Raw genomic sequence first — 20,797 nt, 5'->3', positions numbered from 1 at the left:
GGGTGCAGCGCCCGTTCTTCCTCCGCGCCTTCCTTCGCACCAAAGCGTACCCAATTCTGCGTGCTCCCGCGCAGCGGTGCCGCACGATGTTCCCCACATAAAAAGTACGCCCAAGCCCACTCCGGCGAAAGATTTTTTCAATCGGGGCCAGCCCTTGCCCACGCAGGGCTGGCGCCGATTCGCCCCGCTGTTCCCGCGCATCTGGGGGAAACCAATTCCCCTGTCATTTGTCCTGAAAGTATCCTCAATTTCAATCAAATGCAGGCAATCGTCTGATATCAAGTCTGGCCATCGCCGGCTTTGGTAGTCCGGGCACCGCCAGTGACAGGAGAGTGACCAAACATGTGTGGCATTGCTGGAGAACGACGCTCTGATCGGGTCATGGCCGACCTGCGCGCCGTCACAGACATGACCCGCGACCGGGCCAGGCGCGGCCCCGGCGCAGAGGGCCTGGTCGGTCTGGGCGCACGCGCGTTCGACTATCGCCGCACCGTGGCCGACGTGTCGATGAGCGGGCTGTTGTCGGGCGGCATGGACGCCAGCCCGATCACCGGATTGCTCGCAGAAACGGGTACGCCCGACCTGCGTGCCTACGCCATCGGCTTCGAAGCCGCGGGCGGCGAGGCCGCCGTCACCGCTGCGCGCGCACTGCGCATCCCGGTGGTGGGGGTGGATTTTCTGGTGCCGGCGCACGATCAGCCGCAGCACGTGATCATCGAAGCCAACGAGCGAACCGGCGTGGCCAACCACGAACCGCAGCCGGTCGCCGAGCGCTTCATGGCCCGATGCCACGCTCGTGCGTACCAACCTCTTCACGATCAATAGCGTACCAACCTCTTCCTGAAATCTTTCGAACCGAACCATGAACCCGCCCGCATGCAGACACTGAAGATCGACCCGCTTTACCTCAAGACCACGCCGCAGGCGCAGCGCAAATCGGTATACAGGTGGGCGATTTCGTCACCGCCGCGCTCGCCGCGCCTGTGCGACAAGCACGGCATTCCCAGCCATCGGGATATGTTCCGCTTCCATCATGCCGATGCGGGCGCGGCGGTGAGCGCCGGGCACGATGTGCGTACCGCGTTGCTTTGTTTCGGCGCCGACGCCTCGCATGGCTACGCGCGCGCACGCTTGTCCGTGCTGGTGCGCCTTGCGGAATGGCTCGCGGTCTATATTCAGAGCGTGCTTACCTTGCCGGAGGACCGCCAGCGCCGCATGCGCTCGGTGGCTGGCTTCTCGCACCAGTTCGATCCGGGCCAACCGGCGCGCAGCGAAACGCCGCTGCCGGATGCCGGGGAACCGGTGCACCGCTGCCGCGACGACGATGCATCCTGAGCCAAGCATGTCTCGCCTTTCCACACTGATCGCCGGAGCCGAATCCATGAACCTGAACTTCATCGAGCCCCACAAGCTGGAAGCAGCCTGGGCGTACTTGCTGCAACTGGTGGTGCAGCAAGGCCTGAACTGCATCGCCGCCATGCTGATCCTGATCCTGGGCTGGTGGCTCTCCGGGCGCGCCCGCGCCGCGGTGCTGCGCGCGTTTGACCGCCCGAGCGTGGATGCCACCTTGCGCCCGATGCTGGCCAGCGTCACGCAGTGGATCGTGCGCGTGATCACGGTGGTGCTGGTGCTGTCGCAATTCGGCGTGCAGACCGCCAGCATCATCGCCATGCTCGGCGCCGCCGGCCTGGCCATCGGCCTGGCGTTGCAGGGCACGCTGCAGAACATCGCCGCGGGCATCATGCTGGTGCTGCTGCGGCCGTTTCGCGTGGGCCAATACATCGATGCGCAGGGCGTGGCCGGCACCGTCCGCGAGACGGGCTTGTTCATGACCGAGCTGACCACCTTCGACGGGGTTTGCCTGCGCGTGCCCAACGGCAAGATCTGGGGCAGCGCCATCACCAACTACAGCGAGAATCCCACCCGCCGGCTCGACATTGAAGTCACGGTCACCTTCGATGCCGACATCCAGGCCGCACTCGATGCGTTGCGCGCCATGCTTGCGGCCGAGGGCCGCGTCCTGGCGGACCCGGCCTCCGAGGCGATGGTGGTCAATTACGCCGCGCAGGGCGTGACGCTCAACGTGCGCTGCTGGGTTGCCGCCGGGGATTACTGGAACGTGCGCTTCGCCTTCTACCACCGCATCAAGCAGGTGCTCGAAGCCGCCGGCTGTGCCATCGCCCTGCCGGTGCAGGAGTGGCGCGTGTCCGAGGACGTGCAAGCGGCCGCGCCCGCCGCGCCGAGTCCCGCGCATCGCCTGAGCTGACGAACCAACCTCTTCGGATACCGCCGCCGCGGTGCGCAAGCACCCCGGTGGCGATCTCGTTTGGTGGTGAGCGCTTGCGCCGCCATTGGCCTTTCCATTTCTCTCTCCCCTTCGGGTTCTTCACCGGTATCCGCGTTTCGTTGCGCCACGCGGCGCAACACGGCATGCCTTCAATCTCTGGAATTGGATTTGCTGTCTGCACACAAGCTCGAACTGAACCCCCTCGCCCGGAAGCCCCTCAGCTTGCGCAAAGTCTCTCCCGCCAATCAAGGCATCTTCCCTTGTGCATCGCGCGCGAGGCTCGCGCGGTGTCTGCCCGCGCTGGCCTGCGCCGCCGTGCTCGCTCCCGCCGCGCCAATGGCCAACGCGCAGGGCAGCCTCACGCTGTACGGGTTTGCCAACGTCGGCATCTTTCGTCCCGCGCCCGGCCAGCCCATTCAGCTCGGCACCTTGCAGCGCAGCTTCATCGGCCTGCGCGGCAGCGAAACCCTGGCCCCCGGCTGGGCCGCCACCCTGAACCTGCAAACGCGCTTCGACATGGGCAATGGCCGGCTCGAAGCCAGCGGCGCCACGCCGTATTTCCAGGGCGAATCCACCGTCGGCATCAGGTCGCCCTATGGCGACCTGCGCGTTGGCCGCGCGCTGACGCCGATGTGGCAATACGACTGGCAGTACGACAGCTGGGACAATTTCAACCGCGTGAGTTCCGTGGCGTGGTACGTGTATCACCCGTCCTATCGCACCGATCCGTATCACAATGGCCCCGCGGGCGAATACTCGCGCCTGAACAACGGCGTGTTCTACGACTCGCCAAAATGGGGCGGGATGCACGTGCACGTATCCGCCGGCGTGGAGAAGAACGAAACGCCGGACGCCGCCGGCAACCAGGACCGCACGCGCCCGCTGGCGGCCTCGCTCAACTACGATGCCGGGCCCTGGTCGGCCATGCTGACGGCGGAGCGCAATTCGGCTTATGACAACACGTGGTTCGCGGGGCTGGCCTACGCGTTCACCAAGGTGCGGCTGATGGCCTCGTACAGCCAGACCCATCTAAGCGCCGCGAGCCAGGCCTTGCTCGGCGACGCCAGCGCCAGGCGCAGCGCCGCCACGCTTGGCGTCAACTGGCGCGTGGGCGCCTATACGCTGAAGCTCTCGGGCGCGCGCGATTTCCAGGGCTATGGCACGGCGGGCGCGACCGGCTACGTCACCAGCGGGGTGGACTACGCGCTATCGAAGCGCACCACGTTGTACGGCGCGGTGTCGTATCGCCACAGCCGCTACGCAGGCGGCGGCACCGGCTTCGGCGCCGGCATCAGCCATAGCTTCTAAGCCGCGCACAAGCCATCTCCCGTCAGCCCTCCTCGGCAAACAGCGAGCACGCCCCGGCCTCCGCCGTGCTGACGTGGCGGCGGAAATTGGCAAACAGGTCGCGTCCCACGCCATGCCGGTTGGCGGACAGATCGGGTGGCGTCACCGAGCGCGCGGCCCATTCCGCTTCGGGCACCAGCACCGTGAGCACGCCCGCATGCGCGTCCACGCGCATCGGGTCGCCCTCGCGCACGCGGGCGATGCCGCCGCCACTCAATGCCTCGGGGCACACATGGATGGCGGCCGGCACCTTGCCTGACGCGCCGGACATGCGTCCGTCCGTCACCAGCGCCACGTGGAAGCCGCGGTCCTGCAGCACGGTCAGCGTGGGCGTGAGCTTGTGCAGCTCCGGCATGCCGCAGGCGGCCGGCCCTTGCCATGGCAGCACCGCGACAAAGTCACGCTCCAGCTCGCCGCGCTTGAACGCTTCGATCAGCGCGTCTTGCGAGTGGAACACCATCGCCGGGGCTTGCACGATGTGGTGCTCGGGCTTGACCGCCGAGATCTTCAGCACGGCGCGGCCGATATTGCCGTCAAGCAGCTTGATGCCGCCTTCCGGCGCGAAAGGCTGGCCGGCGGCGCGCACGATGCTGTCGTCCAGCGGCGCTTCGGGCCCCTCGATCCAGGTGAGCTTGCCATCGCGCAGCACCGGCTCGCGCGTGTAGTCGGCCAGGCCCTTGCCGACCACGGTGGTCACGTCATCGTGCAGCAGGCCAAGCTGCAGCAAGCCGCGAATCACCAGTCCGAGTCCGCCGGCGGCCTGGAACTGGTTCACATCCGCGCTGCCGTTCGGATACACGCGCGCCAGCAGCGGTACCACTTCCGATAGCTCGGCAAAATCGTCCCAGCCCAGCACGATGCCCGCGGTGCGTGCCATCGCCACCAGGTGCAGCGTATGGTTGGTGGAGCCGCCGGTGGCCAGCAGGCCGACGATGCCATTGACGAAGGCGCGCTCGTCGAGCACGTCCGCCACCGGCGTATAGCGATCGCCGCCATGCACAAGGCGCAGCGCCTGGCGCGCGGATTCGCGCGTGAGCGCTTCGCGCAGCGGCGTGTTGGGATTGACGAAGGCGGTGCCGGGCAGGTGCAGGCCCATGATCTCCATCAGCATCTGGTTGGAGTTGGCGGTGCCGTAGAAGGTGCAGGTGCCGGGGCCGTGGTAGGACTTGCTCTCCGCCTCCAGCAACTCCGCGCGGCTGAGCTTGCCCTCGGCGTAGCGCTGGCGCACACGCGCCTTTTCCTCGTTGCCGATGCCGGTGGTCATGGGGCCGCCCGGCACGAAGATGGCGGGCAGGTGGCCGAACGACAGCGCGCCCATCACCAGCCCCGGCACGATCTTGTCGCACACGCCGAGGTACAGCGCGCCGTCGAACATCTGGTGCGACAGCGCCACCGCGGTGGATAGCGCGATCACGTCGCGCGAGAACAGCGAGAGATCCATGCCGTCCTGGCCCTGCGTCACGCCATCGCACATGGCGGGCGTGCCGCCGGCGAATTGCGCGGTGCCGCCCGCCTCCAGCGCGGCTTCCTTGAGCCATTGCGGATACTCCGCCAGGGGCTGGTGCGCCGACAGCATGTCGTTGTAGGAGGAGACGATGGCGAGGTTGGGGCGCTCTTGCGCCTTCAGGCGGATCTTGGCCTGCTCGGGCATGGCCGCCACGGCGTGCGCCAGGTTGGTACACGAGAGCTGCGCGCGCTCCACCTTCTGTCCCGCCATGGCGCGGGTGCGGTCCATGTAGGTCTGGCGGGTGGCGGCGCTGCGCGCGATGATGCGGGCGGTGACCCGTTCCAGGACTGGGTGACTTGGCATGGGGATCTCCTGCGTGGGTGCTTTTTCAGCCTAGTGCACTTTGGGGAGGGGTGCACGGTTGGCGCGCGGTTGGCGCGCGGTTGGCGCCAGTATGAGCCGCTGCACGTTTTCTCCACAAGTGCTAGACTCCGCCCCATTCTCTGGAGTTCAAACGACATGAAGCAAGTAGCGCAACGCACCGCCATTGCAGCGTTTGCCGCGGCACCTTACGGTGAACGCGTGCTGCTGGCTATTCACGTCTAGTCTTCCGAGCGTCCCGCCCGGAAGGCTGCAAGGCCAGTTCCGGGAACGACGAAACCGATCATCGCCAACCCCGGACGGCCCGCAGGCCCGCCGGGGTTTTGTTTTTTTGTTTCGCCACCATCTGACACGCCATGCGTACCTACGACAAGTTGATTGCCACGATTCAAACCGGCCAAGGGAACGGGGGCTTGCGCTCGTCCCTTGGTGCGGTAACGGCGTCGTCTGGCGTAGTCACCGAGACCATTGCGTGCCGCATGCGGCATGCCGGCGCCGCCTCGCAAGCGATCCCATAGCCTCCTGGCTGCACATGCAGTCCGGGAGGCCTCGCAGATCGCCTCCCAGGGACCAAAAACACCCTGGCAGGCACGCACCCGCCAGGGTGTTTGCATTCAGGCAGCCCATCATGGAAAGCAGAAACGAAAGCAGGCAGGAAAGCAGGAAACTCAGGAACATCGGCATCATTGCCCACGTGGACGCGGGCAAGACCACCACGTCCGAACGCATCCTGTTCTACACCGGCGCCAGCCACCGGCTGGGCGAGGTGCATGACGGCGCCGCCACCATGGATTTCGATCCACAGGAGCAGGCGCGCGGCATCACCATCAACAGCGCGGCCACCACCGTGTTCTGGCGCGGGCACCAGATCAACCTGATCGATACCCCGGGCCACATCGATTTCAACATCGAGGTGAACCGCTCGCTGCGCGTGCTCGACGGCGCCGTGGTGGTGTTCGACGGCGTGGCCGGCGTGGAGCCGCAGACGGAGACCAACTGGCGCCTGGCGGACCACTACCGCGTGCCGCGCCTGGCCTTCATCAACAAGCTGGACCGCACCGGCGCGGATTTCCTGCGCGTGGCCGGCATGATCGAGGAACGCCTTGGCGTGGTGCCGCTCGTGCTGCAGTTGCCGATCGGCAGCGAGGGCGATTTCCACGGCGTGGTCGACCTCGTCACCATGCAGGCCCTGCTATGGCAAGGCGGCGCGGGCGGCACGGGCTACGTGACCGATGCCGTGCCGCAGGCGCTGGCGGAGCAGGCCGCGGCTTGGCGCCAGCGTTTGCTGGAAACGCTGGCCGAGCAGGACGATGCCTTGCTGGAAGACTACCTGGCGGGCCGCGAGCCGGCCGCGGACACCCTGCGCGCAGCCATCCGGCGCGCGACCATCAGCGCAGCCGTGGTGCCCGTGCTGGCGGGTTCCGCCTTCAAGAACAAGGGCGTGGAGCCTTTGCTCGATGCGGTGACAGCGTACCTGCCGGCACCTGGCGAAGCGGGCCGTCATGCCGTGAGCGCGGACGCGGACCAGCCGCTGGTGGCGCTCGCCTTCAAGGTCGTGCACGATGCGCACGGCACGCTGACGTTCTTGCGGGTGTATCGCGGGCGGCTCGCGGTCGGCGACACCGTGCTCAACGCGGGCAGTGGCAAGCGCGAGCGGGTGGCAAGGCTGTATGAGATGCATGCGGACCGCAAGCAGGAGCTGGAGGTTGCCGTGGCCGGCGACATCGTGGCGATAGCGGGCCTCAAGGCCACCATCACCGGCGACACGCTGACCGATCCCGCGCACCCCATGGTGCTGGAGACGATCGACTCGCCCGAGCCGGTGATCGACGTGGCCATCGAGCCGAAGAGCCAGTCCGACCAGGCCGGCTTGTCGCGCGGCCTGCAAGTGCTGGTGCAGGAAGATCCGAGCCTGCGCCTGCGCCAGGATCCGGAGAGCGGGCAGACGTTGCTGTCCGGCATGGGCGAGCTGCAGCTGGAGGTCACGCTGGAGAAGCTGCGCACACGCTTTCAGGTGGAGGTCACGGTAGGCCGCCCGCAGGTGGCGTATCGCGAAACGCTGACCCGTGCCGCCGATGCGCGCTACCTGCATCGCAAGCAAAGCGGTGGCCCGGGACAGTACGCGGAAGTGGTGCTGCGCTTCGAGCCGCTGGCGCGTGGCGAGGGCGTCCGGTTCGAGAGCCGCATCAGCGGTGGCGCGGTGCCGCGCGAGTTCGTGCCGGCGGTGGAGGCCGGCATCCGGCGCGCGGCCGCGCAGGGCGTGCTCGCCGGCTACCCGGTGGTGGATGTCCAGGCCATCCTGCTGGACGGCAGCTATCACGAGCGCGACTCCTCGGCCCTGGCCTTCGAGACCGCGGCCGCGTGCGCCTTCCGTGAAGCCGCGCGGCAGGCTGCGCCCGTGGTGCTGGAACCGGTGATGAGCGTGGAAGTGGTGACGCCCGCCGATCATGTGGGCGATGTCATCGGCGATATCCACCGGCGCCGGGGCATGGTGCGCGGGCAATCGCAACGCGGTGGCGGCAACACCATGGTGGTGGAGGCGCATGTGCCGCTGGCCAGCATGTTCGGCTACATCGGCAGCCTGCGCGCGCTGACCTCGGGCCGCGCCAGCTTTGGCATGCAGTTCGATCACTATGCCGCGGCACCGGCCACGGCGGTGGTGGAGATGGCTGGCTGAGTCTGACGGCGGTTGCAATCGGGCGGGCGCCGCGTGGGTGCCCGCCCCCTGGCGACCGGCGAGGCTTCATCCGCCGGCGCGCACACGCCCGCTCAGACGTCGACGATCACCAGCGTGCCGTGGCTGCCGGGCAGCACGGCGTGGGGGATGCCGGCAAGGGCGAGGTACATCTGCCCCGGCTCGACGACAACGGTGCCGGCTTCGCCTTGCACTTGCAACATGAGCCGTCCGCTCACCACGAGCAGGCCTTCGTTGTAGTCGTGCGTCTCCGCTTCATACGCTTGTTCATCCATGCGCAGGACCTTGATGCGGGCGGGGCCGACCTGGCCCACGACTGTGGACTTCCATGCGCTGGGCAGCGCGGCGGCAAGGTCGTCAAACTGAATCAGCGGCACTGGTGTGGCTCCGGGTTGGTCTAGACGCGCTTCGGAATATCCAGGCCCTTGGCCACCGCGGGACGCGCCAGGAAGGCCTCGAGCGCGCGCGTGACGTGGGGGAAGTCCTGGATGCCGACCAGCTCGCCGGCCTCGTAGAACCCGATCAGGTTGCGCACCCAGGGGAAGGTCGCGATGTCGGCAATGGTGTAGGTGTCGCCCATGATCCAGACGCGGTCCGCGAGGCGGCCGTTGAGCACGGCCAGCAGGCGCTTGGCTTCCGCGACATAGCGGTCGCGCGGGCGCTTGTCCTCGTATTCCTTGCCGGCGAACTTGTTGAAGAATCCCAGTTGCCCGAACATCGGCCCGATGCCGCCCATCTGGAACATCAGCCACTGGATGGTCTCGTAGCGGCCGGCGGGATCTTGGGGGATGAACTTGCCGCTCTTGTCGGCGAGGTAGAGCAGGATCGCGCCGGACTCGAACAGGGCCAGCGGCTGGTCGCCGGGGCCGTTCGGGTCGAGGATGGCGGGAATCTTGTTGTTGGGGCTGATCGACAGGAACTCCGGCGTGTACTGGTCATTGGTGTCGAAGCGCACCAGGTGCGGTTCGTACGGCAGGCCGGTTTCCTCGAGCATGATCGAGATCTTGACGCCATTGGGCGTGGGCAGCGAATAGAGCTGGATCCGCTCCGGGCGCAGGGCGGGCCATTTATTGGTAACGAGGAAGGCGGAAAGATTGGTCATGGAATTCCGTAGGAATGGGAATGGATGAGCTGGGGCAATGGTTGGCCTTGGCGGCCGATGAGGATGGCCGTGCCGGGGTTCGCCGCGGGGCCTGCCCGGGCAAGCGCCGGGTCACTTCGGCTTGTCGTCGCCGTCGGGAGGGCTGACGCCGGCGGCAACCAGGCAATCGCGCAGGTGCTTGATCTCCTGCTTGGCGCAGACATTGCCATGGTGCGGGTGATGAAGGTAGAACTCATACTGGTTGAGCACCACCCTGAAGCGGGCGCCCTGGATCGGCTCCACCTTCGCGCCGAGTTGCTGCAGCAGCGACTCCACCTCGCGCCAGTGGATGTTGTTGCTGAGCGGGTGACTGAAGATCGACTGCAGGAGGCTGCGGGATTTGTGGCTCATGGCGCGGTCAGGCTTCTTCGGCGGCAATAGCCGTAGCATACAAGAGTGGGTAGGTCGGCGCTTGCTGCACCCGCGAGGGGACCCTCGCGCCTGTCCTATCTCAGCACTTGCCCAGCGCCAGGTAGGCCCGCGGCGTGGCGCCGGTGTAACGGCGGAACAGGGCAATGAAGCTGCTGACGCTGGCGTAGCCCAGGCCGAGCGCCACGGTAGTGACGCTTTCGCCTGCCACCAGCCGCTCCATGGCCGCCAGCATGCGCAACTGCTGGCGCCATTGCGCCAGGCTCCAGCCGGTGTCGGCCTGAAAGTGGCGGGTGAGCGTGCGGCGGGCCATGCCGATGCGTGCCGCCCAACCATCCAGGCCGGTGTTGTCGTCCGGGCTGGCCAGCAAGGCGGTGGCCATGCGCAGCAAGCGCGGCTCCTGGGGCATGGGCAGGAACAGTGTTTGCGCCGGCTGGCGGATGAAGTCATCGGCAAAGACCGCCAGGTAGTGCTCGCGCACCGATCCGGACGGCGGCTCGGCTTGCGCCAGCGCGTCGAGCAGCGCGGCCAGCAGCGGCGACAGGCGTACCACTTTGAGGGTTTCCGGCATGGCGGCACGGCTCCATGCCTCGTCGAAATACAGGCTCATTCCGGTCATCGCGCCATGGATGTGCGCACCGTGCGATGCATGCGGCGGCACCCAGCCGATGCAGCCGGTCGGCATCAGCCAGCGCCCGCCACCGGCCTCGATGCTGACCACGCCGGACTTCACGGTGAACAACTGGCCCTCGGCATGCGCATGCGGCACCTGTTCCCGGGCGGCTTCATGTGCGATCGGCCGGATTTCTCGTAGCGACATCGATTTGGCCCGTTTCGAATATAAGTTGGCATTCTATCGTTAGAGGGCAATGTGGCAAGTGCCTAGACTGGCTGCTCCAACCCAGCCAGGAGCGATGCATCGTGAATGCCAACATCAATGCCCACGCGAACATCAACATCAACACCAACATCAACACCAACACTCAGCCCCTTTCCGAACGTCTCGGCCAGCCCGTGGCAGCAGTGCTCGATAGCCTGAGCACCTTGCTCGCCCAGCAAGGCCGGCGGCTGCGCACGCAGCAGCCGCGCAGCGCCCCCGCCGACTTCCAGGCCCTGCGGGCGGCGTTCGACCAGCACAGCGGCGCCGTCGGCTTGGCGCTGAAAAGGGCATTGCTGGAGCGCTGGCCGCGGATTCCGTTTTCCGACCAGGAACTGGAAAGCGGCGCGCAGCAGGCACCGGAGCATGCCGACGCCTACTGGGTTTGCGATCCCATCGACGGCGCCCTGCACTACCTGAGCGGCATGCCGGGCTGGACCATTGCACTGTGCCTGGTGGTGGAAGGGGTGCCAGCACTGGCGCTGGTGCATGACCCGGCCACCGGGCGGACGTATCGCGCGGGCGCCGGCCAGGGCGCCGATTGCGACGGGGCGCCATTGCGGGCCAATGCGCGCGGGGAGCTGGCCTCGGCGCTGATCGCCACGGCGCATCCCAACTGGCCAGGGCAGGTGCGTAGCGATACCGCGGCCTTTCTGGATCGCTTTGGCCGTTTGTTGCCGCAGGTGTTCGGGCAGCGCGTATACGGCCCCACATCGTTGTTGCTGGCGCTGGTTGCCGGTGGCGCGTTAGATGGCTACTGGGAGTGCGGGCAGGATTACTACGACTGGTTGCCAGGCGCGTTGCTGGTGACCGAGGCGGGTGGCGTGGTGACCGCGCTGGATGGCAAGCCGTTCGCCTGGGGGTGCCAGGGGATCGTGGCCGCCGGGCCGGCCATGCATGGTGGGCTGAATTCGGCGCTGGCGGTATGGGGCTGATTCCATGGCCATTGCGTCCCGGTTTGGCTACGCAGAAACGGGTACGCTTTATTGCGCCGGGGCGTGTTTGCCCCGTTCCCGTTCCCGTTCCCGTCCCCGTCCCCGTCCCCGTCCCCGTCCCCGTCCCCGTCCCCGTCCCTGTTCCCGATACTTGCCTAGCCGGAGAAATTGCCGTGCCGGCCGGCACCCCCGACAAAGCGGGCGGCGCCCGGAATGCCCTCCTCGAACACGATCGGCGTGCCGTTGGCGCCTTCGGCCCGCAGTGCGTCGGCCAGCGGCAGGTCCCATTGCCCGTAGGCAGAGGCCCGGTCCGCCAGCATGCAGCGCTGTGGGAAGGCGGCCAGCTCATGCGCCAGCGCCTCGGCCGCGGCGCGGGCCTGGCCGGGCTCGACCACGCGGTTGGCCAGCCCCATGGCGAGCGCTTCCTCGGCGGACACCGGGCGGCCGGTCAGGATCATGTCAAGCGCGCGGCCCATGCCGACGATGCGCGGCAAGCGCACCGTGCCGCCGTCGATCAGCGGTACGCCCCAGCGCCGGCAGAACACGCCGAAAACCGCATCGCGCTCCGCCACGCGCAGGTCCGCCAGCAGCGCCAGCTCCAGCCCGCCCGCTACCGCATAGCCGCTGACCGCGGCCACCAGCGGCTTGGACAGCGCCATCCGGCTCGGGCCCATCGGGCCCGCGCCACCGCCTTGCGGATCCAGTTCGTGACGGCGCGCCGGGTCGCTTACCGCCGACAGGTCGGCGCCGCCGCAGAAATGCCCGCCCGCGCCCCACAGCACGGCCACGCGCAGCGCCGGGTCGGATTCGAACCGGGTGAATGCCTCGCGCAGCGCCAGCGCCATCGGGCCGTCCACGGCGTTGCGCTTGTCGGCGCGGTCCAGAATGATGGTGAGGACCGGGCCGCACGTTTCGGTCCTGACATAATGGTTGGGCTGACTGGGCTTACTATCCATGCTCTCATCCTCGGTGCCTGCGCCTGGCAAGGGTGAATCGGGTACTTTCAAGTACTTTCTAGGTGTTTTTCCACATGCGTAAATATTTCGTCAAATGATATATTTATGCCAATAAAAGAAATATTCCTGGTTTACCCTTCGCGGCATTCTTTACCGCCCACGTTGCTCCCGCTTTCGACCCATGCATGAAATAGAAATCCGCGAGCCCTCGGCGACCGACCTGGTCCTGGACCTGCTCTACGGCCACCCGGAGCGTACCCTGCCGGTGCAGGCGCTGGCGCGCGGCGCTGAGGTGATGGGCATCGGCACGCCCAGCGTGCGGGTGGCGCTGACGCGCCTGCAGCGCCAGGGCCGCATCGTCAAGACGGAGCGCGGCTGCTACGCGGTGTTGCCGGAAGGCAACCCGGTCTACGACGAGGTCGAGCACTGGTTTGAAAAGGAGAGCCGGCTGGGGCACTGGGCTGGCGACTGGCTGGTGGTGCAGGACGCCGCGGTGGCGCGCAGCGAGAAGACCGCCTGGCGCCACCATGCGCGCGCGCTTTCGTTGTCCGGTTTTCGGGTGCTGGCCGCCGGCATCAACGTGCGCCCGGACAACCTCGCGGGCGGCGCCCCGGCCATGCGCGCGGCGCTGTCCCGGCTCGGGATGGCCAGCGCCGGCCTGCTATTCGTGGGCCGCGAGTTCGATGCCGATGCCGCCGCGCGCATGCCCCAGCTGTGGGACGTGCCGGCGCTGCAATCCGCGTACCGCCGCGCGCTGGCGCAGCTTGAGCGCAGCCGGGCCAAGCTGGCGCGCATGGCGCCGGATGCCGGCGCGCGCGAAACCATGCTGGTGGGGCGTGCCATCATCCGCGCCATCGTGCGCGATCCGCTGTTGCCCGAGGCCATCATGGACCCGGCGCCCCGCCGCGCCCTGATCGAGGCCACGCGCGCCTACCAGCTCCAGGCGCGCGGCCTGTGGGTGGATCTGCTGGCCGGCTAGCGCGCGCAGGCGGCGAATCGCGGGCTGCGCGCCGGGTGGCGCCGAGCGATCCTCGCCTCGCCAAGCGGCAGCGACTCAACTAAACTGGCCGGAACTTATGCGGCGCACCGCGGCACTCAGTAAAGTGACGCGCGCTGGTGTTCCCGGAACCCCGCAGGCCCCGCCGGGCTCTTGCGCCGCACCCACGTTGGCCAAGACAAGGAGTACAGGGTGAGCATGCCCGATTTCGACATGGTGCTGTTCGGCGGCACCGGGGACCTGGCGCGGCGCAAGCTGCTGCCGGCGCTGTTCGATGCACACCGCGCGGGTTTGCTTCATCCCAACGCCCGCATTCTTGCCACCGGCAGCCATCCCCTTTCCACCGAAGACTACATCGGCTCGCTGGAACAGAGCGTGCGGCCGGGTCTTGAGCATGCGCCGCCCGAAGCCTGGGCCACCTTCCTTGCGCGCATCAGCTATGTGCAGGCCGACGCCCGCGTGCCCGAGCACTTCGACGCGCTGGCGGCCAAGGTGCTGCAGCGCTCGCCAGAGGTGGTGGTGTGCTATCTCGCCACCGGGCCGCATATCTTTGTCCCCATCTGCGAGCAGCTCGCGCGCACCGGGCTCAACCATCCCAATGTCCGCATCGTCCTGGAGAAGCCGCTCGGGCACGACCTGCCTTCGTCCGATGCGATCAACTCGGCCGTGGCGCAGTATTTCGGCGAAGACCAGATCTACCGGATCGACCACTACCTGGGCAAGGAGTCGGTGCAGAACCTGATGGCGATCCGCTTCGGCAACGCACTGTTCGAGCCGCTGTGGCGCCGCGAGTGGGTGCAGGACGTGCAGATCACCATCGCCGAGGAGCTTGGCGTGGAGACGCGCGGCGAGTTCTACGACAACACCGGCGCGCTGCGCGACATGGTGCAGAACCACCTGCTGCAACTGCTGTGCATGGTGGCGATGGAGCCGCCCAGCAGCCTGTCCGAGGACGCGATCCGCGACGAAAAGATCAAGATCCTCAAGGCGCTCAAGCCCATCACGCCGCAGGACGTGGCCGAGAAAACCGTGCGCGGGCAGTACCGGGCCGGCGCGGTGGGCGGCAAGCCGGTGGTGGGCTACCTGGACGAGAAGGGCATCGCGCCCGACAGCCATACCGAGACCTTTGTCGCCATCAAGGCCGAGATCGCCAACTGGCGCTGGTCCGGCGTGCCGTTCTACCTGCGCACCGGCAAGCGCATGCAGTCGCGCGTGGCGGAGATCGTCATCCACTTCCGCGATGTGCCGCACGCCATCTTCCCGCGCCCGCTGACCTTGTCGCCGCAGAACCGGCTGGTGATCCGGCTGCAACCGGAGGAGAGCATCCGCCTGTATTTCCTGGTCAAGCAGCCCGGCGATACGGTGGCGCTCACGGGCACCTCGCTCGACCTGGACTTCGCCAACTCCTTCAAGGTGCGCCGCGCGGGCGCCTACGAGCGCTTGCTGCTCGATGTCATCCGCGGACGCCTTGGATTATTCGTGCGGCGCGACGAACAGGCGCAGGCCTGGCGCTGGGTCGAGCCCATCATCGATACGTGGGCGGGCAGCACCGTGCCGCCCAAGGCGTATACCGCCGGCACGTGGGGCCCGGCTTCCTCGTCCGCGCTGATGTCGCGCGACGGCTCGCTCTGGCACGAAGAGGTGTGAGCCGCGCCCGCTGATCATTGATTGACCCTCATTCGAACAGGAGACATTGCCCATGCGACGCTACGAACATACCTCCGAGGCGGACCTGGCCGAAGCGATGGCGATCTCGGTGGCCCACGCGCTGGAGATCGCCATCGGCGTGAACGGGTGGGCGGTGCTGGCGGTGTCCGGCGGCCGCTCGCCGGTGGCGATGTTCGAGCGCCTGCGCCATCGCACCATCCGCTGGGACGCGGTCACCATCACGCTGGTCGACGAGCGCGTGGTGCCGCCGGACCATGACGACAGTAACGGCGCGCTGGTGCGCCGCCACCTGCTGCGCGAGGCGGCTGGCAAGGCGGCCTTCGTGCCGCTGGTGGCCGATGCCGCCGAAGCGGCCGACCCGGCCAGCGCGGTGGCCCGGCTGAACGCGGCCTGGCGCCAGCCCGACGTGATCGTGCTGGGCATGGGCGAGGATGGCCACACCGCCTCGCTGTTTCCCGAGGCGCCCGAGTTGCAGCAGGCGCTTGCCGAGCCGCGGCCGGGCTATATGGTGACGCATCCGCGCGAGGCGCCGCACGCGCGCATCACGCTGAACCTGGCGGCGCTGCTGGCCGCCGAGCGCGTTTTCCTGTCGTTCGCGGGACCCGTCAAGGCAGCCGTGTTCGCACGCGCCAGCAAGGGACCCATCCCCGCGCTGCCCATCAGCCTGGTGCTGAGCCGGCACCGGCACGGCACCGATGTCTTCTCGGCTTGATGCCATGCAGAACTTTCCACGCCTGCTGGGCGATGTCGGCGGCACCAATGTGCGCTTTGCGCTGGAGGCCGCGCCGCAGCGCATCGGCCCGGTGACCGCGCTCAAAGTGGCCGATTTCCCCTCGCTCGAGGCTGCCATGCAGCATTATCTCGGCGGCTTGCCGGCCGGCAGTGCCAGGCCGCGCTACGCAGCCGTTGGCCTCGCCAACCCGGTGACCGGCGATCGCGTCAAGCTGACCAATCACGCCTGGGCGTTCTCCATCTCGCAGATGCAGCGCTCGCTGGGCCTGGACCTGCTGCTGGCCATCAACGATTTCACCGCGCTGGCGCTGGGTTTGCCACACCTTGGCGCGCAGGATCTCACTCCGCTGCGCCAGGGCATGGCGGTGGCCGGCGCGCCGCTCGCGTTGGTCGGGCCCGGCACCGGGCTGGGCGTGTCCGGGCTGGTGCCCGCGCGCTCCGGGCCGGCCGTGGCGCTGGCCGGTGAGGGCGGCCATATCGAGCTGATGCCGGAGACCGAAGACGAATGGACCGCGTGGCGCGCGGCCCGCCAGGCCTTCGGCCGTGTCTCGGCCGAGCGTCTTTTGTCGGGCATGGGGCTGTCGCTGACGCATGCCGCGTTGCACGCAGAAACGGGTACGCCCCTGGCGCGCCAGCTCGAGCCGGCAGAGGTGACCGAAGGCGCGATCCACCGGCACGACCCGCTCTGCGAGCGCGCGCTTGCCGTGTTTTGCGGCTTGCTGGGTTCCGTGGCGGCCGATATTGCGCTGGTACTGGGTGCGCGTGGCGGCGTTTACCTGGGCGGCGGCATCGTGCCGCGCTTCGTGCCCGCGCTGCGCAACTCCGCGTTCAACGCACGCTTTACCGCCAAGGGGCGGCTGAGCGCGTACCTGGAAAGCCTGCCGGTTTACGTGATCAACGCGCAGTACCCGGCGCTGCCCGGACTGGCGCAGGCGCTGGAGGAAGCGATTACGCACGGCGCCGATGGCGATGGCGCCGGCCGAGCCAACCCGGCCAACCAACCTAACCCTGCCTGATCCGGACCTGCCCATGCGAGTGTTGCTGGTGGAAGACGACGCCATGATCGGCGATAGCGTGAAGGTGGCATTGCGCCAGGAAGGCTTCGCGGTGGACTGGGTGCAGGACGGCGAGGCCGGCCTGGCCGCGGCCACCCAGTCGGGCGGCCCCGATGGCGAGGCCTGCTATGCGCTGATCCTGCTCGACCTGGGCCTGCCGCGCCGCTCCGGGCTGGAGGTGCTTGCCGCGCTGCGCGCGCGCGGCGTGAATACGCCGGTGCTGATCCTGACCGCGCGCGACGCCGTGGCCGATCGCGTGGCGGGGCTGAACAGCGGCGCCGACGACTATCTCGTCAAGCCCTTCGACCTGCAGGAACTGGCCGCGCGCATGCACGCGCTGGTGCGCCGCGCCGAAGGCCGGGCGGAGCCGCTGCTGCGCTATGGCGGCATCGTGATCAATCCCGTGACCCGCGAGGCCACCCTTGACGGCGAGGCGGTGCGCCTGTCGGCGCGCGAGTTCGGCCTGCTCTCGGCGCTGCTGGCGCGGCCCGGCAAGGTGTGGTCGGTGGCGCAGCTGGAGGAGCGCCTGTACGGCTGGGGCGATGAAGTCGGCAGCAACACGGTGGAGGTCTACATCCACGCGCTGCGCAAGAAATTCGGCGCGGGGCTGATCCGCAATATCCGCGGCGTGGGCTATGTGGTGCCCAAGCTCGAAGCCGGGAGCGCGGGCTGATGCGCTCCATCCAGAGAACCCTGCTGTGGTGGCTTGCCCTGGGCCTGCTGGCCGGCATTGCCGTTGCCACTGCGCTGATCTACGGGCAGGCCCGGCAGGAGGCCAACGCACTGTTCGACTACCAGATGAAGCAGGTGGCCGCCGCGCTGCCCAGCCAGTTTGCCGATCCGGTAATGCCGCCGTTCGTTGCGCAGCAGTCGCCCGGCGCGCCGGGCTCGCCTAGCGACAGCCTGTTCCATGCCGATGAAGACGTCGTGATCCATATCTGGGATGGCTCCGGCCGCAGCCTGTATCTGTCGCACGCGCATCCGGCGTTGCCGCCGCGCGCCGAGCTGGGCTTTTCCAATGTCAAGACCGAGCAGGGCGAATGGCGGATCTACAGCGTGCAGCTCGGGCTCGGCGTGGTGCAGATTGCCCAGCCCATGTCGGCGCGCAGCGAGGTAGCCGCGCGCATGGCGCTGCGCACCGTGGCGCCCCTGCTGCTGCTGCTGCCGCTGATTGGCTGGCTGGTGTGGGTGGCCGTGGGACGCGGCCTGCGGCCCCTGCGCGAGATCGCCGCGGGGGTGCGCCAGCGTGACGCCAACGCCTTGGCCCCGCTGGCGGTCAGCCGCATGCCGGACGAGATCGCGCCGTTGACCGAGGCGCTCAACCAGCTGCTGGCGCGGCTGTCCCACGCCATCGATACCCAGCGCGCCTTCGTGGCCGACGCCGCGCACGCGCTGCGCACGCCGCTGGCCGCGCTGCAGTTGCAGGCCCAGCTGGTGGAGCGCGCCGATACGGCCGAGGAGCGGCAGGAGGCCGTGGGCAAGCTGCGCCAGGGGCTGGAGCGGCTCACGCACATGGTGGCCCAGTTGCTCACGCTGGCGCGCCAGGAGCCCGGCGCGGCAGCGCCCCCGCATGAGCCGGTGGAGCTGTGCGCGCTGGCGCAAAGCGTGGTGGCGGAGATGACCCAGGCCGCGCTCGACCGCCACATCGACCTCGGGCTCGACGCTGCCGCCGGCCCGGTCATGGTGCGCGGCGACGTCGATGCGCTGCGCATCCTGCTGACCAACCTGGTCGACAATGCGCTGCGCTATGTGCCGGCCGGCGGCAGGGTCGATGTGCTGGTTGGCCGTGAGCGGACCATGATGGGCGGAAGAGAAACGGGTACGCAGAGCGCGGAGCTGATCGTGCAGGACGATGGCCCGGGAATTCCCGCCGCCGAGCGCGCGCGCGTGTTCGACCGCTTCTACCGGGTGCCGGAAGCGCCCACGGGGGGCAGCGGGCTGGGCCTGGCCATCGTGGCGGAGATCGCGCAATCGCACGGCGCGCGGGTCTCGCTGGAAGACGCCGCGCCCGGGCTGCGCGTGCGGGTGGCGTTTCCCGTCGCGTGAGCGCGCGGCGGGGCCTTTGCTCAGCCTACCGGCGTGAGTACAGGCTCGCCGGCGAAATGCAGCCGGCTGTTCTCCTGGAACTGCCGCACCGAAGCGTCGATGGCTTCCGGCGACCTGCCTGCCACGTGCGGGGTCAGGACCACATTGGGGCAGTCGAACAGCTCGGCGGGCGGCTCAGGCTCGGTCTCGTACACGTCAAGTCCGGCGCCGCCGAGCTTGCCGGCGCGCAGGGCATCCGCCAGCGCCGCGGTGTCGAGCACGCTGCCGCGCGCGATATTGACCACGAAGCCGCCCGGGCCCAGCTGGGCCAGCACCTTGGCGTCGACCAGGTGGCGGGTGCCCGCGCCGCCGGGCGTGGCGATGATCAGGTAGTCGGCCCATTCGGCCAGCGCACCAAGGCTGTCGAAATAGCGATACGGCGCGTCGTCGCGCGGGGCCCGGTTGTGATACCCCACCTCCAGGTCGAAGCCCAGGCCGCGCTGCGCAATGCGCCGGCCGATGGTGCCCAGGCCGAGAATCCCCATGCGCTTGCCCGACACATTGGGCTGCAGCGGCAGCGCGGTGCGCCACTTGCCGGCGCGCGTGGCCTGGTCCAGCATCGGGATGGCGCGCACGGTGGCTAGCAGCAGCGCCATGGCGTGGTCCGCCACGCAGCTGTCGTTGGTGCCGGCGCCGTTGGCCACGACGATGCCGCGCGCGCGGGCGTGGGCCACGGCAATGTTCTCGTACCCCGCGCCCAGCGCGCACACCAGTTCCAGCGCGGGCATGGCGTCGATCTCCGCGGCGGTGAGGCCGACCGTGCCGATCGTCAGCACCGCGCGCACGCGGGCGCCGGCCTCCCGGACCTGCGCGGCACGGGCCGCGCTGTCGGGCGCATAAAGCACCTCGTATTGTTCGGCAATCCAGGACAGATGCTGGGCGCTGTTGTGGCTGAGGACGAGCAGGAGCGGCTTCATGATGGGCAGGAAGTTCGGGGCTGTTGGCGACGGCTGGGAGGAGGGTGAGCGGCCCCGGGACGAGGCCTAAGCTGCACCGCAGCATTGTAGCGGCGGTGCGCCGGGCTTGCTGGCGTGCTCCCGCGCGTGGCGCAAGCCATCCTTTACCTGGCCGGGACGGGCCTTGCCACGGGTTCGGCGGTGCTGCTCGATGGCGGCGGCGCGATCGGCTGACGCTCCGGATTGCTACGCAGAAACGGGTACGCTTTGCCGCGCGGGCAGTTGGTTCCGCCCACGCGGCGGGCGCCCTGGCTGCTCGCCAAGCCTTGAAGTGGAGCGGGAATGCCGCTCTAATGCAGCGGATGCGACTTATCGACTCCGTGAAAATGAAGCCTGCTTTCTTGTCCGCCCTGCTGCTAGCCACTGCGCTGGCGGTTCCCATGGCCCCCGCTGCCGCCGCGCCGCCGCCTGCCGCCACGCAGGCCGAGGTCACCCATCTCTTTGCCTACCTGGCAGGCTCGAATTGCCAGTTCAACCGCAACGGCAGCTGGTATCCGGCGCCGGATGCGGCCGCCCACCTCAAGAAGAAATACAACTACCTGGCCGACAAGGGCGCCATCAGCACCAGCGAGAGCTTTATCGAACTGGGCGCGAGCAAGAGCAGCGTCAGCGGCAAGCCTTACCTGGTCAAGTGCGGCCAGGCCCAGCCGATGGAGAGCGCACCATGGCTAGGCGCCGAACTGGCGCGCTACCGGCAGAAGGCTGCGGGCAAGTAGGCGCGAGCCCCTTCCTGGCCGTTGCAGATGGGTTTGAAGGCACGCAGAAACGGGTACGCTTTTGCTTTTCGGCAACAAAGGCCGGCCCGTGCACCCTGTCAGACGGCCCCTGATAGCCAACCGGCTTTCGCCGAACCCTGCTTCAGCCCGGGT

Annotated in this window: 20 protein-coding genes; 13 read left to right on the top strand and 7 right to left on the bottom strand. The window is 68.3% G+C overall.

All coding sequences use genetic code 11. From position 1 onward, the window contains the following. Positions 1-381: 381 nt before the first annotated feature. The 4 genes from AC1DS3_RS00360 to AC1DS3_RS00345 all read left to right on the top strand — a co-directional run bounded on the left by AC1DS3_RS00360 (position 382) and on the right by AC1DS3_RS00345 (position 3,595). On the top strand, positions 382-825 hold the full coding sequence (locus AC1DS3_RS00360) for an asparagine synthase-related protein (protein ID WP_441632543.1): 444 nt from the start codon (positions 382-384) through the stop codon (positions 823-825). A gap of 51 nt (positions 826-876) precedes the next feature. After that, the gene (locus AC1DS3_RS00355; protein ID WP_441632541.1) at positions 877-1,335 is read left to right on the top strand and encodes a hypothetical protein; all 459 of its coding nucleotides are present in this window, start codon (positions 877-879) and stop codon (positions 1,333-1,335) included. Between the two features lie 46 nt (positions 1,336-1,381). Further along, a complete protein-coding gene (locus AC1DS3_RS00350; RefSeq protein ID WP_441632847.1) occupies positions 1,382-2,266 on the top strand; it encodes a mechanosensitive ion channel family protein in 885 nt (294 codons plus the stop codon). Positions 2,267-2,602: 336 nt separating this feature from the next. Further along, entirely contained in the window at positions 2,603-3,595 is a 993-nt protein-coding gene (locus AC1DS3_RS00345) for a porin (protein WP_441632539.1), read from the top strand. A gap of 22 nt (positions 3,596-3,617) precedes the next feature. Here the strand turns inward: AC1DS3_RS00345 and edd are convergent, their stop codons facing one another. Then, positions 3,618-5,444 carry a phosphogluconate dehydratase gene (edd, locus tag AC1DS3_RS00340; protein ID WP_441632537.1) on the bottom strand — a complete coding sequence of 609 codons (1,827 nt, stop codon included), beginning with the start codon at positions 5,442-5,444 and terminating at the stop codon, positions 3,618-3,620. 646 nt (positions 5,445-6,090) lie between these two features. Here edd and fusA point away from each other — a divergent pair. Further along, positions 6,091-8,139 (top strand): elongation factor G, encoded by a 2,049-nt coding sequence (gene fusA / locus AC1DS3_RS00335; protein WP_441632535.1) that lies wholly within the window; start codon positions 6,091-6,093, stop codon positions 8,137-8,139. A 92-nt stretch (positions 8,140-8,231) separates the two neighbouring features. Here fusA and AC1DS3_RS00330 read toward each other — a convergent pair whose 3' ends face one another. From AC1DS3_RS00330 to AC1DS3_RS00315, 4 genes are all read right to left on the bottom strand, one after another. After that, positions 8,232-8,534: a cupin domain-containing protein gene (locus tag AC1DS3_RS00330; RefSeq protein WP_441632533.1), complete on the bottom strand. Its 303-nt coding sequence runs from the start codon at positions 8,532-8,534 to the stop codon at positions 8,232-8,234. Positions 8,535-8,554: 20 nt separating this feature from the next. Beyond that, complete coding sequence (locus AC1DS3_RS00325; RefSeq protein ID WP_441632532.1) at positions 8,555-9,259, bottom strand: glutathione S-transferase N-terminal domain-containing protein; 705 nt, start codon at positions 9,257-9,259, stop codon at positions 8,555-8,557. Between the two features lie 111 nt (positions 9,260-9,370). Then, the gene (locus AC1DS3_RS00320; protein WP_441632530.1) at positions 9,371-9,649 is read right to left on the bottom strand and encodes a type II toxin-antitoxin system HicA family toxin; all 279 of its coding nucleotides are present in this window, start codon (positions 9,647-9,649) and stop codon (positions 9,371-9,373) included. A gap of 100 nt (positions 9,650-9,749) precedes the next feature. Then, complete coding sequence (locus tag AC1DS3_RS00315) at positions 9,750-10,487, bottom strand: helix-turn-helix domain-containing protein (RefSeq protein WP_441632528.1); 738 nt, start codon at positions 10,485-10,487, stop codon at positions 9,750-9,752. 101 nt (positions 10,488-10,588) lie between these two features. Between AC1DS3_RS00315 and AC1DS3_RS00310 the strand changes: the two genes are divergently transcribed. Further along, the gene (locus AC1DS3_RS00310; RefSeq protein WP_441632527.1) at positions 10,589-11,479 is read left to right on the top strand and encodes an inositol monophosphatase family protein; all 891 of its coding nucleotides are present in this window, start codon (positions 10,589-10,591) and stop codon (positions 11,477-11,479) included. Positions 11,480-11,634: 155 nt separating this feature from the next. On the opposite strand, the gene AC1DS3_RS00305 is transcribed toward AC1DS3_RS00310, so the two are convergent. After that, the gene (locus AC1DS3_RS00305) at positions 11,635-12,435 is read right to left on the bottom strand and encodes a crotonase/enoyl-CoA hydratase family protein (RefSeq protein WP_477126536.1); all 801 of its coding nucleotides are present in this window, start codon (positions 12,433-12,435) and stop codon (positions 11,635-11,637) included. Positions 12,436-12,616: 181 nt separating this feature from the next. Between AC1DS3_RS00305 and AC1DS3_RS00300 the strand changes: the two genes are divergently transcribed. The 6 genes from AC1DS3_RS00300 (at position 12,617) to AC1DS3_RS00275 (ending at position 18,933) form a co-directional block, all read left to right on the top strand. Further along, positions 12,617-13,414 carry a PaaX family transcriptional regulator gene (locus AC1DS3_RS00300; protein ID WP_441632523.1) on the top strand — a complete coding sequence of 266 codons (798 nt, stop codon included), beginning with the start codon at positions 12,617-12,619 and terminating at the stop codon, positions 13,412-13,414. Between the two features lie 216 nt (positions 13,415-13,630). Further along, a complete protein-coding gene (zwf, locus tag AC1DS3_RS00295; protein WP_441632845.1) occupies positions 13,631-15,079 on the top strand; it encodes a glucose-6-phosphate dehydrogenase in 1,449 nt (482 codons plus the stop codon). A gap of 52 nt (positions 15,080-15,131) precedes the next feature. After that, positions 15,132-15,812: a 6-phosphogluconolactonase gene (gene pgl / locus AC1DS3_RS00290; protein WP_441632521.1), complete on the top strand. Its 681-nt coding sequence runs from the start codon at positions 15,132-15,134 to the stop codon at positions 15,810-15,812. Positions 15,813-15,816: 4 nt separating this feature from the next. Continuing rightward, the gene (glk, locus tag AC1DS3_RS00285) at positions 15,817-16,848 is read left to right on the top strand and encodes a glucokinase (protein WP_441632519.1); all 1,032 of its coding nucleotides are present in this window, start codon (positions 15,817-15,819) and stop codon (positions 16,846-16,848) included. Positions 16,849-16,861: 13 nt separating this feature from the next. Then, positions 16,862-17,560, top strand: coding sequence for a response regulator transcription factor (locus AC1DS3_RS00280; RefSeq protein WP_441632517.1), 699 nt, complete (start codon positions 16,862-16,864; stop codon positions 17,558-17,560). Beyond that, positions 17,560-18,933 carry an ATP-binding protein gene (locus tag AC1DS3_RS00275; protein ID WP_441632515.1) on the top strand — a complete coding sequence of 458 codons (1,374 nt, stop codon included), beginning with the start codon at positions 17,560-17,562 and terminating at the stop codon, positions 18,931-18,933. Before AC1DS3_RS00280 ends, AC1DS3_RS00275 begins: the two co-directional genes overlap by 1 nt. A gap of 20 nt (positions 18,934-18,953) precedes the next feature. Here the strand turns inward: AC1DS3_RS00275 and AC1DS3_RS00270 are convergent, their stop codons facing one another. After that, positions 18,954-19,889 (bottom strand): 2-hydroxyacid dehydrogenase, encoded by a 936-nt coding sequence (locus AC1DS3_RS00270; protein ID WP_441632514.1) that lies wholly within the window; start codon positions 19,887-19,889, stop codon positions 18,954-18,956. A 365-nt stretch (positions 19,890-20,254) separates the two neighbouring features. Here AC1DS3_RS00270 and AC1DS3_RS00265 point away from each other — a divergent pair, with 365 nt between their 5' ends. Beyond that, positions 20,255-20,644, top strand: a complete 390-nt coding sequence (locus tag AC1DS3_RS00265; RefSeq protein ID WP_441632512.1) for a YfeK family protein — start codon at positions 20,255-20,257, stop codon at positions 20,642-20,644. Positions 20,645-20,797 lie beyond the last annotated feature (153 nt).

The sequence above is a fragment of the Cupriavidus sp. 01L46 genome (assembly GCF_056399905.1).
The sequence above is the reverse complement of the archived record's forward strand: the minus strand, read 5'-3'. Positions and strand labels throughout refer to the sequence as shown.